The organism is Streptomyces camponoticapitis (genome assembly GCF_014646115.1).
Lineage (GTDB): Bacteria > Actinomycetota > Actinomycetes > Streptomycetales > Streptomycetaceae > Streptomyces > Streptomyces camponoticapitis.
Window position 1 is genome coordinate 1 of record NZ_BMMV01000029.1, and the last position, 14250, is coordinate 14250.

Below are 14250 nucleotides of genomic sequence, written 5' to 3' on the forward strand. Positions count from 1 at the left end.
CGTCAAACGCCCCGAGACCCTCAGGGCCATCGGCAAGCCCGGAAGATCTTGGTAGATAAAGAACAAGCTGAGGAGTTGTTTTTGATCGGAGGCTCCTTGCGAGGGATACGAATCTCTGTGTCCCGAGCATGGAAACGGCGATCTGCGTCCGTTGTGTATCCGTGTGATACCGATCGAGTTGCCATCAGGGTCGCCGAGTTCGGCGCGCCGGACGCTCCCGCGCCGCGACGCCGACACCGGCGACATGCTCCGCCCTGAAGATCCATTCCGCGCCGCCCCGGCCGTGGCCGGCCAGCGTCCGACGAGGCATGGCTCCGCGCGCGGCAACGTACGCCGTTCCGCAACGTCGAACGCCCGCCATCGCTAGCGACGGCGGGCCTTCGACTATTGCCCGGTGAGAGCAATGGCGGAGGATACGAGATTCGAACTCGTGAGGGGTTGCCCCCAACACGCTTTCCAACTGTCCGCGCGGTCGTCCGGGGGCGTTCGTAGGGGTTCACGGGGCAGGTCAGAAGGAGTGCCCGTATGGCAGTGAACGGTGGCGGCCATCGGTGCAGTGGACAAAGACCGGGACAACGATGGCGGCAACCGACGCGGTGGTGAATACAGCCTCTCCCTGCAGACCCAGGGGCGGCAGGTCACAGTCCTCTTCCTCTGAGCCTGAGCGCTTGTCCGCAAGACGGGTCCACATGGTGCTCGCCGGTGGATCCCGACGAAAACGCTTCGCCCATTTCTCCTGGATTGGGGGAGGCGGGTGCGAGACTTCCCGTGGCTTTGCTTCGGGGGTCACTCCGCAGGCCGTGCGAGCGTCGAACGGCGCAGGCACGCGACAGGACTGGGAATAGCCCAGAACTGATCGTCTCGCACGTCTAGAGACTCGAACGACGCCAAATGATGATCGAGAGCGTGGGCGTGACCCCCTCGTCCTCTACACCACGCGAGACGTGGTTTGAGGAGGAGCGCTGTGGAGCCCCACGACGAGATCGAGGACGTACTTCCGCCGGATGCTCTGTTCCGGGCGATGGAACCTTTCGGCCCGCCGCTAGGTGACGCAGCATGCGTCACCTGGGATCCGAACCGGTTCCCCTCCGAGAGGGAGCAGACAGCGGCCTTCGACGGGGAGCCGGTCATGCCGGAGCGGGACATTCCGCAGGCCCGGGCGCTGTGCCGTACGTGCCCGCTGCTGGAGAGTTGCCGCCGTTACGCCCAGGACAGCCGGGACGAGTACATGTTCCTGGCCGGGGAGACCGCCGAGGAGCGGCGGAAGAAGTGGCGGAAGTCGGGTGAGATCGCCAAGCGCCGTCGCCGGGCGATCGAGCTGCACGCCTTGAACCTGCCGACGGCGACCATCGCGCGGCTGCTCGGGCGGGACGAGAGCTCGATCCGCAGCGACCTGCGCGAGGTGGGGAAGCGGCACTCGCACCTGCCCCCCACCGCCTGACGCGGCCGGCCGCCGGCGGCTCCATCAGTACCGCCGGCGGCTCCGCGCGGACCCCATTTCCCGAGGGCAGGTCTCACTGCCATATCCATCGCCTCACCCACCGGAGGACAGCATGACCGATCAGGACGACACCGAGTACGAGGAGAAGACCGAGGATGTGGAGGAGTCCGACCTCGTTGAGGATGAGTTCGACTCGGGCGAGGACTTCGAACAGGGCCACTCGGCGATCTGGTCGCGGTTCGGCGAGGGCGATCTGCCGCCGTTGCCGAAGACGGCAGCGGTGAACCGTGCCACCACAGCAGGTGTGGAGGTCGGGTTGCCTCCGGAGTTCGCCACCGCGTTGGCCCACGCCGCCGTCAACCCCAGCGAGCTGAGGTCGCTGCTGCGGCGTCCGACGCGAGTCAACATCGCCGGAGGCGTGATCGAGGCGATCGACCTCGACCTCTATGTGCCGGGCCTGGTGCCCCTGCCGACCAACAACCGCACGATGGAGAAGCGGGTGTACCCGGCGGCGGGCGCCGCAGGGTACGCGGGACCTTTGACCGGTCCCCGTGCTGAGCCCGGCGAGACCACCATGCTCTGGATCGAGGGCGAGGACGTCAGCCACGTCCAGGACGAGACGGAGCGGGCCCGCGAGTACATCCTGGCGAACAACAACCTGCGCGAGTCCATCGCCGCGCGCGGCATCGCCATGCCGGTGAACGTCGTCTTCTTCGAGCTACGGCACCGCGACGGCGAACCCCCCATGCCTCTTTTGGGAACCGCTGACGGCTCCAGTCGCATCACCAACGCCCAGCACGTCCTCGGGCTCACTGACCCACAGACCCATTACCACTTCCCCACGAACCGAGACGACTACCGACGCTTCATCGGCGCCATCAGCGGGGCCGACCCCGACGCGTTGCGTCCCGCCGGCCGTAAGCGATTGATCCGGCAGCGCAACACGCTGATCACGCCGGCCCGGGTGTTCCTCCGCTTCACCCCGACCAGGGAAGGCTACGACTACGCGCGCGCCGTCAACGCCTTCGTCGGCATGCTCCACGTCGACCCTCCCCGGGCGTGGAGCCAGACGGGCAAGCTCGAAGCCATGGCCGAGGCCGTCCTGGACGTACTCCGCGGCGCCGAGGTACTCGACGATTCCGTCCACGACTACCTCGCGGGCCTCCTCACCCCGGAGGAAGCCGAGGCTGAAGGACTCCCCGTCGAACGAGACGAGCAGGCGGCCTTCGTCCTCGCCGCCCTGCTCCGCGAACATCACCGCGACCTCGTCAACCGAGGCATCCAAGACGTGACCGCCAGAAAGACGGTCGGTCCTGGCCGACGAACCGACGTGATCGCGGAGCTGGCCCTCCGGGCCACCCGAAGCATCGCAACCACCCTGGACCCGAAGGACCCAGAGCGCAAACGGGCTGAACGGATGCGCGCTCCCTACCTACGCTGTGTCCGACTTGCTCGATACGCGACTGTCGAGTGGAAGATCACCAGCCGGTCACCCGCCGAACTGCTCCAAGCGGCCCTAGAAGAACTGCGCGATGACTCCGCGAGCACCCACGCGGACCCTGGCTTGTGGGTCAATCGGCTGGAGCTCGCGGCCGTGGCTCAGTACCACCTCGCGGCCTGGGGCGGGCTAGGACGAGAGGCCATGGGTAACACTGAAGCCGACAAGCGGGGGCCCCAACAGATCCTAGAATCAATGCTCAGTGATGATCAGGGCTTGCGACTGCTTGCCCAAGCGATCATCGATGGACGGGCTGGAGCTCACCCCCGCCGTGTCAGTAAGAGCGGGGACTTCCAGCGCGGCGTTCGCGACCAGTACGGACGTTGGGAGCAAGACCCCGCCGGTAAGCCCATGCCAATCGAGGACGCGTGGCTGCGGTACGAGGTCTACCCTGCGGGCGCCACCCTGCCGCGGCCAGTCACCCCGCCCAATGAGACACCTCGTATGAAGGCGACCCGGCTGAAGAGCCAAATCGCCCGGTACATCGAGCAGATCAACCTGGATGTCGACGAACTCGCCAACGTGGAGGAAGTTGATGGTGGGCCGCTCCTCGACAGGGAGGGCTGGGCGAAGCCGAACGAACTCCTCAGCCACCTCATGAGCGCCCACTCACAGATCGGTTACTGGGCACGAGTCGCAGAGCGCCATATGCCGCGCTCCAACGGATAGATGGAGACCCAGTAGACACTCGTACGTGACCGCGTGCCCCCTCTCGGAGAGGTGGTACGCGGTCACGTCACGGTCGGCGCACACCCTTTGTAGCCATCGCCGGCGGTTGGGCAAGTCTGATCAATACCAGAGCGGCGACGGCTTTCAAGAGCGTCGTTCATAACGCACCCCTTGTCCTCTGACCTGCTTGGACACCTCTCAGGTGGCGCTCACCTGCCCTGCTGGCCCACATATGGCCCACGAAGCCAGCGCCTCCGGCGAGACAGCTCCTTTGGGGAGTCTCAACTGGCGCCGCGTGTGGGGAAGTTCGGTGTAAGCCTCCCTAGGGTCAGAGCGACTCGCACTCTCCCCCCTTAGGGCTGGTGCCGGCTGCTTGGTGCGAGAACTGGCTTGCAGGAGGGGGAGTTCGCGTGATTGGGTTGCTGTCGCGCCGTATCCCAAGATCCCGGCTTTGCCGAAAATTCCCCCTAACGCGGCGCTGAAGGGCACAGCTATGCCTAAGGCGAAGTACACCTTCGACCTTCCCGAGCATAAAGTGGACTACGGGATTGAGGTCTTGATCAAAGATCTCAACATCGACCCGCAGGCACAGCGCACTCTCAACGAGAGGCGCGCGCAGAACATCGCGTCCAACATGGTCAGCGAGGCTCTCGGCTCGGTCATCCTTTCCAAGCGCCCCGACGGTGACCTCTACATCGTCGATGGACAGCACCGGTGGCGAGCCTGTGCGCTGGCCGGCATCGAGACCATCAGGGCAGAGATCCACCATGGTCTGACGCAGGCTCAGGAAGCGATCCTCTTCCTGATCAAGAACCGGGAATCCCATAAGCCCCGTCCCATCGACGAGTACCACGTGGGCTTGACGGGAGGCGTCCCCCTTTTCGTCGACACGGACCGCATCCTGTCGAAGCACGGGCTAACCCTCGGATCGACCTCCACGAACGGTGTGGGCGCCGTCTCCGGCGTACTCCAGATCGTCGACCGCTACGGCGCCTCGGTCTTCGACCGCACCCTCACGGTCGCCGAAGACGCATGGGACCGATCCACCGAAACGTGGGACGGGATGCTGCTCGGCGGCATCGGCATGTTCCTCGGCCGGTGGGGCGACCTCGTGGACGACAAGGAACTCGCCAAGAAGATCCTTTCCATGGGCACGGCGGCCAAGTGGCGCTCCGAGATCCTGAGTCAGTCCTCCCGCGGCGGCTTCAACAACAGCGGTACCGGCTCCAGGGTCTCGACCGCCTACCGCATCGTCGTGACCGCCTGGAACAAGGGCCGCAGGGCCGATAATCGGATCGAAGCGTAATCGTCGATGAGCCGGCGCCTTCCCCTGCTTCAGGAAGGCGATAATCCACCGGCTTGGCCTGAGCGGGCACTGCTCTGCGTTGACGTAGTTGGTCAACCTGCGCAGAACAGCGCCGTGCGGGTCACGGGCATGCCCCGCCATCGACGTGGCCGCTGGTACATCCGTTTCTCGTATACGTCGTACGACCGCAACCCAGTGGGGTCTATCGACATCGCTCGCGTCTCGCCGACCGCAGCGAAAAGGGTCAGCAAACCGTGTTCTTCCAATCTCTCGATGGTGTGCCCCTGGAGGCCATCATCGCCGTCGCAGTCACCGCCGTGTTGCTCACCTTGGCACGGGTGGTCAAGAACCTTCCCAGAGAAGCCATCAGCAAGTTCATCGAGCACCGCACCACCAAGTACCAGATCATCGCCAGCGACTCCAAAGGCCGCATGGCAACGATGCAGAAGCAGCGATTCGTGTTCCTGGGCTTCGCTCTTGTGTGCGTCGTCGTGATCGTCCTCGCCTTGATCAGCTCCACGAACAGCGAGGCCGAAGCCCCGAAGCACAACCCAGCCCCGCGAGCTACGACCGCCAACGGATAGCAGAGGCAAGTGGTACGGCAACCTGCCAAACCCTCGTGCTGATGTGCGGGGAGGAGCCACGAATAGTCCGGCTCCTCCCCGCACATGCACGGACGCTCTGACGGCCACCAGACTGCCTTCTGATCCGTAGGCGCGTGCATCACACCCACGCCCCGTCATCCCAAGGTCGGCATGGGACGGAATAGCCGCCACTCTGAGCCTGAGATCTATCCGCTGATGTCTGCCCGTGTACGCCCACGTTGATGTCAGTCATTGATGTCACCGGACCTGGCTGGCGATCGTGCACGCTTTCCAACTCTGCACGGACCTGTTCGCCCCGGTTCACAGTCGTTCGTGGGCTGGGTTTCTGAACTGCGTGCGGCAGCACCGCGAGCGCTGGAGGCAGTGACCTCACCTCGATAGAGCGGCCCCTACCTGGTCCACCAGAAGGGGCCGCTCGCCAGACGGAAACTGAGACGGGGACACGTGGCCCACCGATGCAGTTACGGGACAATTCTTGGGCTGGACACTTCGGCTGCTGACTGTCGCTGGAGTGCCTCAGGTTGACAATTTGGGCACGCCGAGGCCAGCGAAGAGCTGCCGTGTTGCCGGGTCCACCGTGTACAACACGGTGCCTCGGATCGACCGGGTCATCAGGACTCCATAGGCGTTGCGGATTCGCTGCGTGAGGACATCGTCAGAGCTGATGCGGATGGCCTTGCTCTTCACATGTTCCCGGTCCAGGCTCCAGGAGTTCCCGGCCCATGTGAGGTCAGGCCCCATGATCACGCCACCCCACTCGTACTCAAGCCCCTGTGCTGTGTGCACGCAGCCGATCTGGTTAAAGCCGCCCGGATCTGTCGCCCAGAAGTGACGCTTCGGCACATCGGCGCTCTGGGATGAGTCTTCTGCGTTCCAAGGTCGTGCCCAGCCCGGCTCCGGGGCCACGTCCGGCTGTGTCCCGGTGGTGTCACTCCACTCCCAGCACATACCGGCGGTCATGCGGGCGCTGGCGCCCGAGTCCAGCTTGGACTGCAGAAACTCTTCCATCTGCGGCGCGCTATCGGTGTAGTACAACTTGAAGGGATCTGAGCCCGTGTCGTCGCCAGCCCGCCAGGGCAGAGGGTTGCCGAGCAGTAGATGCTTTACCCAGGTGTCGAAGGTGGAGCTGCCGACGGCGCGCAGGGGCCGGTCGAAGTCGATCGGCACGACTTCCGCCCGCAACTTCATGATCTCTTCGATGAGCAGCTCTTCGGACCAGACCTCCTCATCGAACAGGCGCTGGTCACCGTCGATGAAGAACACGGGAACCTTCGACCGTGACACGATCACCTCCACCGATGATTCCCCGGGCCGCATATAGAACGACCCTTTCATTGGGCGCTCGCTTAGCCGATGCGCTTCGTCACACAACAGGATGTCGACTTCGTCGAGCCCTAGATTGTCCGCGACCTTGTTCAGTGTCATGAACTTATTCCCATGACCCTTCGCGCTTCGCTTGAAGTTCTCACGGGAAGCTACACCACCTGACACGAAGCGTGCCTCGTATCCACCCCTGAGTGCTTGACCGAGCAAGGTGAGGGCAACGAGAGATTTTCCGGTACCCGCCCGACCTCTGACCACGTAGACCTTCTTGAGACCGACAGATGGCTTTCGCACCGAGTCCATGATGCTGCTCACCGCACGGAGTTGGTTCTCCACCAGACTGAAGTGCGTATGACCGTTGACGACCGCTCCGGTCTCCGAGGTCAGAAGCGTTGTCGACCTGCGACGCTCAAGGATGGCCTCAGCGGCGTCGGCACCATCCTTCGGGCTGAAGTTGGCCTGGAGGAAATCCCGTAGCTTAGCGGGGTGACGTGCCGTGAACGTGCGGATACCAGGGCATGGCATCACCTGGTTGATCCATTGCGAGTGCTGGTCCTTGAGATTGTGGAGATACGCGGCACCCACGAGGTGAACGTAGCGATCATCGAACATGCTGTGGTGCCGCTTGAGCGCCTCGACATTGTCCCGGACCTGCACAGCCGGGTGCTTCTTATGAGAAGAATAGAACGGCGCGTAGACCCGATCCAGCGAACACTGATCACACAACTGCCCGGCGGTGGATTTTCTGCATTCGACACACAAGCCCTTTGTACTCTTGGTGGGGTCGGGCCGGTCGACGCTTCCCCACTGTTTCAGCTCGATGGCAGCGAAGCTCAGCCCTCCTTCAGGGTGGTGGCCGGCCAGAACGACATCGATCGGGTTCATCTGGGGATGCACCCGGTATTCCACGAACACCCAGACCTGCCCCAGACCACGGTCCTTGAGCGCTGTCGCCACCTCGTAGACACTTTCACTCCACGAAGTCATGTCTGCGGCGGAGGGATCTTGCTGCGCCGGGTGGGCAGCCTTGTAGGCCTCGGCGATCTTGCCCCTGAGGCGCTCCCGGTCTCGCACCATCTCCTCGGCCGGCCAGTAGGCCTCCAGCTCTGTCCACGTGCCCCCGCCAGCCATGCACCCACTCATCCTCAATGCCGCTCGTCCCAATGAGGCCAGGGACTCGTCAGCGCTTCCGTTAGCGTCCAAGAGGAGTACGAGTATCCCGGTAGCCCTGAACGGCAACAAGCGATCTTCAGCCGAAGGCGCCCTGGTACGGTCAGGGTCTCGGCGGCCGGACATGCGACCGAGCCGAGCTCACCGACTCGCTTCCGTGCCGCCGAGCCTCAACCGCCAAAGGCTGTTACTTCAATACCGCCCGCGTGACCTGACGGCTTTCAAGAGCGCATGCTTCCGATCCTGGCGCGCGTCGAGCTGCGGGACCTGGCTTTGCTCCCGCCACAGGGAACGGCAGGCGAGCCGTCCTAGGACGATCCCTCGCCTTCCGCCTCTTCGGTGCCCGCGGCCCGCAGCTCCGCAGAGAGTTCGGGATCATTGAGGCGCGATGCCGACTCTTTGGGGCGGGCATCAATCAGGATGCCGGTGATTTTTTTGCCCGATGTTTCAGATACCAGGGCAGCCGCCTTTTCGATCTTCTTGACAACGTCAGGGTGACAGTGTGCGTCCGTGTACCCGATGGCTACAAAGAAGCCTCTGGCAACCTCCTCGGATACCTGGTACTGCGGCTGCTGGGCAAGAACGCCATCCCAAAACTTGGAGTTGCGAACTAGCTTCATTTCGATCAGCGCCCTGCTGCTCCAGCCCTGCGAGAACTTGAAATCCACGGGCCCTCGGCCTGCATTGGATTCGCCCGTGAGGTCAATCTCGTTTGCGCGGCAATAGTGGATAACGGAGCTCCGGAAAAGCGCTTGAGCTGCTCGTTCTTCACGCGCATGATTCTTGTACCAGAGTAGTTGCCAGGCGTCTTGTTCCTCGATTCCATGTTTGAAGGAATCGAGGACCGTCTGAAGAAATTGCTCGAACTGCTCAGGGGTCTGCGGCGCGAAACTCAAAGCTGTGCTCGGCGTGAGGGTTGAGCCCATTTCGTACCACTTCACGACGAGGTTTGGGTCGTCTGCGAGGGAATAGGGCTCTTTGCTCTCCTCCTCCAGCTTCTTGAGATACAGGGCGACGACGTCAGGGTTCTGGCGAGCAAGCTTCGCCTTGTCTCTGCGGGAGACATTGCGAGCGATGTCGAACGTCAGGTCGCCGCGCAGTTCGGCGGACTCCGAGGACCATGCGTAGGTCCAAAAGCCGTCTGGGCTAGCGACGGGGATCTGACGGAGAAATCGTTCAGGCGTAAGGATTACAGGGGCGTCGATATAGGGGTTTACCGGAAGGTCGCATTCCTGCGGCTTCCAGCGGCAAAACTCTCTATCCCAAGCGGCATTGGCTACCTTTGTGCGACGGGTGGGGATGTTGTGTCGGTGCGCAACCTGCTGAGTGTATCTGATGAAGTAACTTTTCAGGATGTTGCACACCATGTCACTCAGACGGTCTACTCCCATTCCTCCCTGAAATAGGGTCAACATCTCCATGTGGGCAATTCGATTGATGCCGAGGCCGGTCGCTACCTTCACGCCCTCCAGCATTTCTTCTTGCAGTCCTCGACCCGACCCGGAACCGTGCGGGGATCCTTCTGCCACCCCCAAGCAAAACTCGAAGGGCTCAGGGAAAAGGAGGAGTTTCTGGGCCTGTTTCCAGGAGATGTTTTGATCGTTCCCTCTGGAATCTTTGACTAGATTGAAAACCATTTCGAAGAAATCGATGAGATGGTCGTGGGATCCTGCCCAAATCCCTTCCTTTTCCTCCCAGATGAGGAAAGGGTCGATGAAGAGCTTCGTATCCGCAGGTAGATAGGTGTCGAACCAGTCATCCTCGGCTGTTACGGGCACATCAAAGATCTCACTGAAGCGCATGACCCCTCCCCCATAGCAAGGAGTGATGAGTCTGCCACTCGGTGTGTCTGTTGGGTAGGGTGCGGGCTAGTGGAGGTCAACCCGGCAGGTTCGACCCCACCTCCCCTTCTCCCATCCCGTCTGCCGTCGACCCACACGAACATGGAGCGGGCGCGGCATCGGGCGTTCAGGTCGTTCGTGCAGCGGCGCGCTTCACCCAGACGCCCGGTGCCGTGTCTACTCGGCTTGTCCTGGGTCGACGGCAGAGCAGATGGAACCCCGCCCATCGGCTGGACGCTCCCCAACCTGCGATCGATAAGTCTCATGTCTGAAAGCGATGGAAAGGGCTGAGCGGATTGGCGAGCGTTGTTGTCAGTGGTTGATACCAGCGGGAGCCTTGCCTAGCGCCAGTAGGTGCGAGCTAGCTGCGAGGAGTTCCGGGTACGGCTCTGCCATGCGTGCCGCTTCCATGGCTGAGGCAATCAGCTCATCCGTCGGGCCCTCGCCCGGCTGCTGTTCCGCTGCCTTCACGAGCGACCAAGCGGGTCCCTCAATACCGAAGACCTGCACGTCCGTCAGTCCGGAAGCCATCAACTCCGCTACAAGATCCTCGGCGCGATGGAAGTAGGACAGGGCGAACCCTCGCACCCCGTCATAGACAGCCGTCTCAAGGATCTTGGCTACGGAGTCATGAATCTGCTGGGTATGTAGATGCGCGTACGTAACGTGCTCAAAGAGTGACGCATAGCGGTTGATGGCGGCAGCAGCGACCAGACCGCCCGGCTTCACTACGCGGAATGCTTCCGCCAGGGCTTTACCCCGATCGTCAGGGTTTGGCAGGTGATAGAGCGGCCCAAGGAGCTGCACAACGTCGAAGCTGTTGTCTGGCTCGCGCAGGTCGCGTGCGTCCCCTACAGACGCCGTGCACACGGCCGACGCGCTCTCGACGTGGCGAGGCACCGGGTCCACCAGCGTGACGTCGTAGCCGTCTTTCACCAGCCATTCAGCATGAATCCCAGTCGCCCCGCCCACGTCGAGAACGCGTGCTGGCGCGGGAGGCAAGAAGCGTCGGAGGAGTTCTTGGGTCCTGACCAGCTCCATGCGTCCGTCTGCCGAGCTACGCAGGCGGCTGTCCTCGTTCACTGTCTCGCCGTAGAACCGCATCACGGAGGGAGCCAATTCGAGATTCGACATGGTCGCAGTATCGTGTGTACCGGTGGACCAGTCCAGCGTGCGGAAGAGGAAGAACCATGGCTGTACTGAAGTATGAGGAGATCGCCGAGTCTCTGCGCGCCCGTATCGCCGCTGGTGAGTTCGCCCCTGGGGCCACGATCCCATCCGGTCGGGACCTGGCCGAGCAGTGGGACGTGTCACGGGCGACTGCTATCAAGGCCGTGGATGTGCTACGCAACGACGGTGTGGTCGTCGCCAAGCAGGGCACCGGCTTCGTCGTCACGGAGGCACCTGTGGCGCGCCCTGCCGGCGCTCGCCGTGCCGGGTCAGCGCGCATTTTGGGGGGAATGCCGTTCCTGCGCGTCGGTACGCCCGACTGGGCAGAGCCTCCCGCCCGTGTCGCTGCCGCGCTCGGTCTCCCTCCCGGATTGCCGACGCTGCGACGCATCCGCATCCTCCAGCGCCCGGACGGAACCCCTAATAGCTGCGTAGAGGCGTGGTTCCCACCGGAAATCGCGGAGGCAGGACCACGCCTTACCGACACCGCCCCCATCGCCGAAGGCACGACACGCTATGTCCGTCGGCAGACCGGACGGTTCCCGGTCGAGGGAGTGGACGTCACTACAGTGCGGCTCGCTACGGACGTGGAGGCGGACCGCTTGGGAGTGCCGGTAGCTACTCCGGTCGCCGTACTCCTGCACACGGCCCACGATCAGCAAGGGCGACCGCTGGTCTGCGAGGAAGGGGTCACCCCCTCCACGTTTTTCGAGCAGGTGGACACCTACGCGATGTAGGCAGGTTGTCAATTGAGCTGGACCGGTCCTCCGGTCCAGCTTTTTTGTGACTTAAAACGTCGCCTGACCTGCAGTTTCTCGCACCACGGTCTCCTGGATTCGAATCTGTCACTTGACTGGACCGGTCCACCGGTCCAGTCTCTTGGTGTGGCCATCGCCCAATCCGGAACTTTCGGGATCGGGCGATCAGGTCATGCCGACAACTCCATAGCGTGATCCACCGTGTTCTGACGGCCGTCACTGCACCGGCCGGGGCGAGTGGAGACCAGTCGAGTCCTCCAGAGGGAGGGGCGACTCAAAAGAACGGATCTGCCCCGAAGGCGGGCACGCCGCGCGATGAGACCGAGAAGGCGATTCCTCGGGAGAGCGGGACAGAGGCGCAGATCCATATCGCGTACGACGGGCTGTCACCTCCCGCACAAGGTGGCCGGCGCGGCTAAGGGCCGCGCACCACGTTCTACCGCCCCGATGGTCGCAAGGCCGGGTTCGACTCCCGGCCGGGGCGCTCCACCCACGAACGGCGCGGCTCCGGTGCTCGAACACCGGAGCCGCTTCGGGCCGTTCCCACCTGATGAGGAGTTCGACCCATGAGAGTCATCGTTGCTGGTCATACGGCCGTTACGGCTGATGAGTTCGTTGAGCTTGCCCTGGGTACGCCGCTGGAGTTGTGGCTGGGTGTCGAGGGTGAGAGCGAGATGGAGCGGGCCGCCCGTGAGGATGCGGCGCGCGACATCCTCGCGGACGACCCCACGCTGGTGGACCGTGCGAGCACGGTTGCCGCGGAGACGATCGAGACGCTGGCGCCGGACCTGTTCAACGTCGTCACCCTGCCGCGCACTGCCCGCCGGGTCCGTGCGGGGAAGAGGACCGCAGCATGAACGCTCTCGCACTCACTGACCTGGATGTCCCGCTGCGGGCGCTCCGCACGCTGGCGGTCGAGTTCCCCGATCTGCCGGCGGTCGATGTGCAGGTGTCGCAGGTCTACCCGGACCGCCTGGAACTCTCGATCCACAACAACCTCACCGCGTTCGAGGCATGGCGGACCGCTCTTGGCATCAGCCCGGACGCCGTGGCCTGGCACGGGGAAGCCCGGATGTTCTGGCTTGAGGGCGTGACGACGTTCGCCGGCGCCGCTGTTCACCTGACGGGCTTCGCGAAGCTCGAACAGCGCGTACCGGCCCCGCCCGAGCTGGTGGCGGCGGGGGGTTCGGCATGAAGCCGTCTCCGACGCTGCACCGGCAGATCGCTGCCCTGCAAGGCATTCAGTCAGGGTTGACCAAGGTGTTGGTCGCGGTCGCGGTGGTGGCGTTGGCGTTCACCGCGACGAACGTGACGCTGTTCGCGATCGACCACCACATCTCGCCGTGGATCGCCTGGCTGCTCGATCCGATGGTCGCGGTCGCGCTGGGTGCGGTGCTGATCGTGGACGGGCAGTTGTCCGAGCACGGTGTCTACCCGTCCGGGTGGGCGACCGCGCTACGGTGGTTCGCCGGCCTGAGTACGTGGCTGATGAACTGCTGGGCGGCCCTGTGGCCGGCCGGAACCCCGTTCGGTGTGCCGCGCGACGTCGATCCCGCCGGGCTGCTGCTCCACTCCATCCCCCCGGTCCTTTTGATCGTTCTCGCTGAGGCGATCACGCACTACCGACGCGCGATCCTCGCCCGGATCACGGAACTGCGCGCCCTGGTGGACACGCAGGAGACACCGGTGGACACCACCCCCGTCCACCCCGCCCCCGCGCCGGTATCCACCCCGTCCACCCCCACGCCCGTCGCGGCCCCCGCACCGGTAGCTGCGGAGCGGGAAGCGCTGGTCATCTGCGGTGGCGACCGGGTGTATGCACCCCTCGTTCCCCCGGTGTCCACCCCGGACCCGGAGGACGAGCCTGCCGTCTACAAACTGCCCGCCGATGAGGCGCTGAACGTGATCCGCACGTGCTGGACCATGGGGGAGACGATCTCTCAGGCCGCGGTGAAGTCCACCCGGTCCACCTCCTACGTCCACAAGGTCTACAAGCGCCTCAACGAGTCCGCAGCGGACACCGCGGACTCCGGTGCACGGCACCTCGCGGGCGTCGGCGGTGAGCGCTGATGTCGTACGCGTTCGGCAAGTGCTACGACCCCAACGGCGCCCGCCACGGCATACCTACCTTCCCCTGGAAGTACGCCCCGGACGGATACGCCACCCGCCGGCAGTTACGGGCCCGTGGACTTCGCCCCGGCGGTCAGCCTGTCGCCGCGCAGGTGATGCGCCGCTCCCGCCGCCGCAAATCGGGTGTGTCGGTCGCCTACCTGTACCGGATCGACCGCGCCAAGCCCGTACGCCCGATGACACCGGGCCGGCACGCGGCGCTCGCCAAGGCGATGCTCGCCCGTCGCACCTGCCCCAACTGCCGCACGGATGCCGGGTACTGCATCCCGCCCACGCTCGGCATGTGCGTGCCCTGCGCGTACCCCGAGGAACAGCGCGCCGCCTGAACCCACGTACGTA

The 14250-nt window shown here is 64.0% G+C and carries 12 protein-coding genes; 9 read left to right on the forward strand and 3 right to left on the reverse strand.

All coding sequences use genetic code 11. The features are described from left to right. Positions 1-1021 precede the first annotated feature (1021 nt). From IEY79_RS31800 to IEY79_RS31815, 4 genes are all read left to right on the forward strand, one after another. On the forward strand, positions 1022-1441 hold the full coding sequence (locus IEY79_RS31800) for a WhiB family transcriptional regulator (protein ID WP_229701306.1): 420 nt from the start codon (positions 1022-1024) through the stop codon (positions 1439-1441). A gap of 112 nt (positions 1442-1553) precedes the next feature. Further along, entirely contained in the window at positions 1554-3608 is a 2055-nt protein-coding gene (locus tag IEY79_RS31805; RefSeq protein ID WP_189111126.1) for a hypothetical protein, read from the forward strand. 451 nt (positions 3609-4059) lie between these two features. Next, positions 4060-4914: a DUF6551 family protein gene (locus IEY79_RS31810; protein ID WP_229701298.1), complete on the forward strand. Its 855-nt coding sequence runs from the start codon at positions 4060-4062 to the stop codon at positions 4912-4914. A gap of 254 nt (positions 4915-5168) precedes the next feature. Continuing rightward, on the forward strand, positions 5169-5498 hold the full coding sequence (locus IEY79_RS31815; RefSeq protein WP_189111127.1) for a hypothetical protein: 330 nt from the start codon (positions 5169-5171) through the stop codon (positions 5496-5498). A gap of 537 nt (positions 5499-6035) precedes the next feature. Here IEY79_RS31815 and IEY79_RS31820 read toward each other — a convergent pair. From IEY79_RS31820 to IEY79_RS31830, 3 genes are all read right to left on the reverse strand, one after another. Beyond that, a complete protein-coding gene (locus IEY79_RS31820) occupies positions 6036-7973 on the reverse strand; it encodes a DNA/RNA helicase domain-containing protein (protein ID WP_189111128.1) in 1938 nt (645 codons plus the stop codon). Between the two features lie 347 nt (positions 7974-8320). After that, positions 8321-9814 carry a DUF8370 family protein gene (locus IEY79_RS31825; protein ID WP_189111129.1) on the reverse strand — a complete coding sequence of 498 codons (1494 nt, stop codon included), beginning with the start codon at positions 9812-9814 and terminating at the stop codon, positions 8321-8323. Positions 9815-10165: 351 nt separating this feature from the next. Then, on the reverse strand, positions 10166-10987 hold the full coding sequence (locus IEY79_RS31830; RefSeq protein ID WP_189111130.1) for a class I SAM-dependent methyltransferase: 822 nt from the start codon (positions 10985-10987) through the stop codon (positions 10166-10168). A gap of 56 nt (positions 10988-11043) precedes the next feature. Here IEY79_RS31830 and IEY79_RS31835 point away from each other — a divergent pair, with 56 nt between their 5' ends. From IEY79_RS31835 to IEY79_RS31855, 5 genes are all read left to right on the forward strand, one after another. Beyond that, positions 11044-11760 carry a GntR family transcriptional regulator gene (locus tag IEY79_RS31835; protein WP_189111131.1) on the forward strand — a complete coding sequence of 239 codons (717 nt, stop codon included), beginning with the start codon at positions 11044-11046 and terminating at the stop codon, positions 11758-11760. A gap of 587 nt (positions 11761-12347) precedes the next feature. Further along, a complete protein-coding gene (locus IEY79_RS31840; RefSeq protein ID WP_189111132.1) occupies positions 12348-12638 on the forward strand; it encodes a hypothetical protein in 291 nt (96 codons plus the stop codon). Then, on the forward strand, positions 12635-12976 hold the full coding sequence (locus tag IEY79_RS31845; RefSeq protein ID WP_189111133.1) for a hypothetical protein: 342 nt from the start codon (positions 12635-12637) through the stop codon (positions 12974-12976). Before IEY79_RS31840 ends, IEY79_RS31845 begins: the two co-directional genes overlap by 4 nt. Continuing rightward, positions 12973-13851 (forward strand): hypothetical protein, encoded by an 879-nt coding sequence (locus IEY79_RS31850; RefSeq protein WP_189111134.1) that lies wholly within the window; start codon positions 12973-12975, stop codon positions 13849-13851. The genes IEY79_RS31845 and IEY79_RS31850 overlap by 4 nt, the downstream gene beginning before the upstream one ends. Then, on the forward strand, positions 13851-14237 hold the full coding sequence (locus IEY79_RS31855) for an RRQRL motif-containing zinc-binding protein (protein ID WP_189111135.1): 387 nt from the start codon (positions 13851-13853) through the stop codon (positions 14235-14237). Before IEY79_RS31850 ends, IEY79_RS31855 begins: the two co-directional genes overlap by 1 nt. Positions 14238-14250 lie beyond the last annotated feature (13 nt).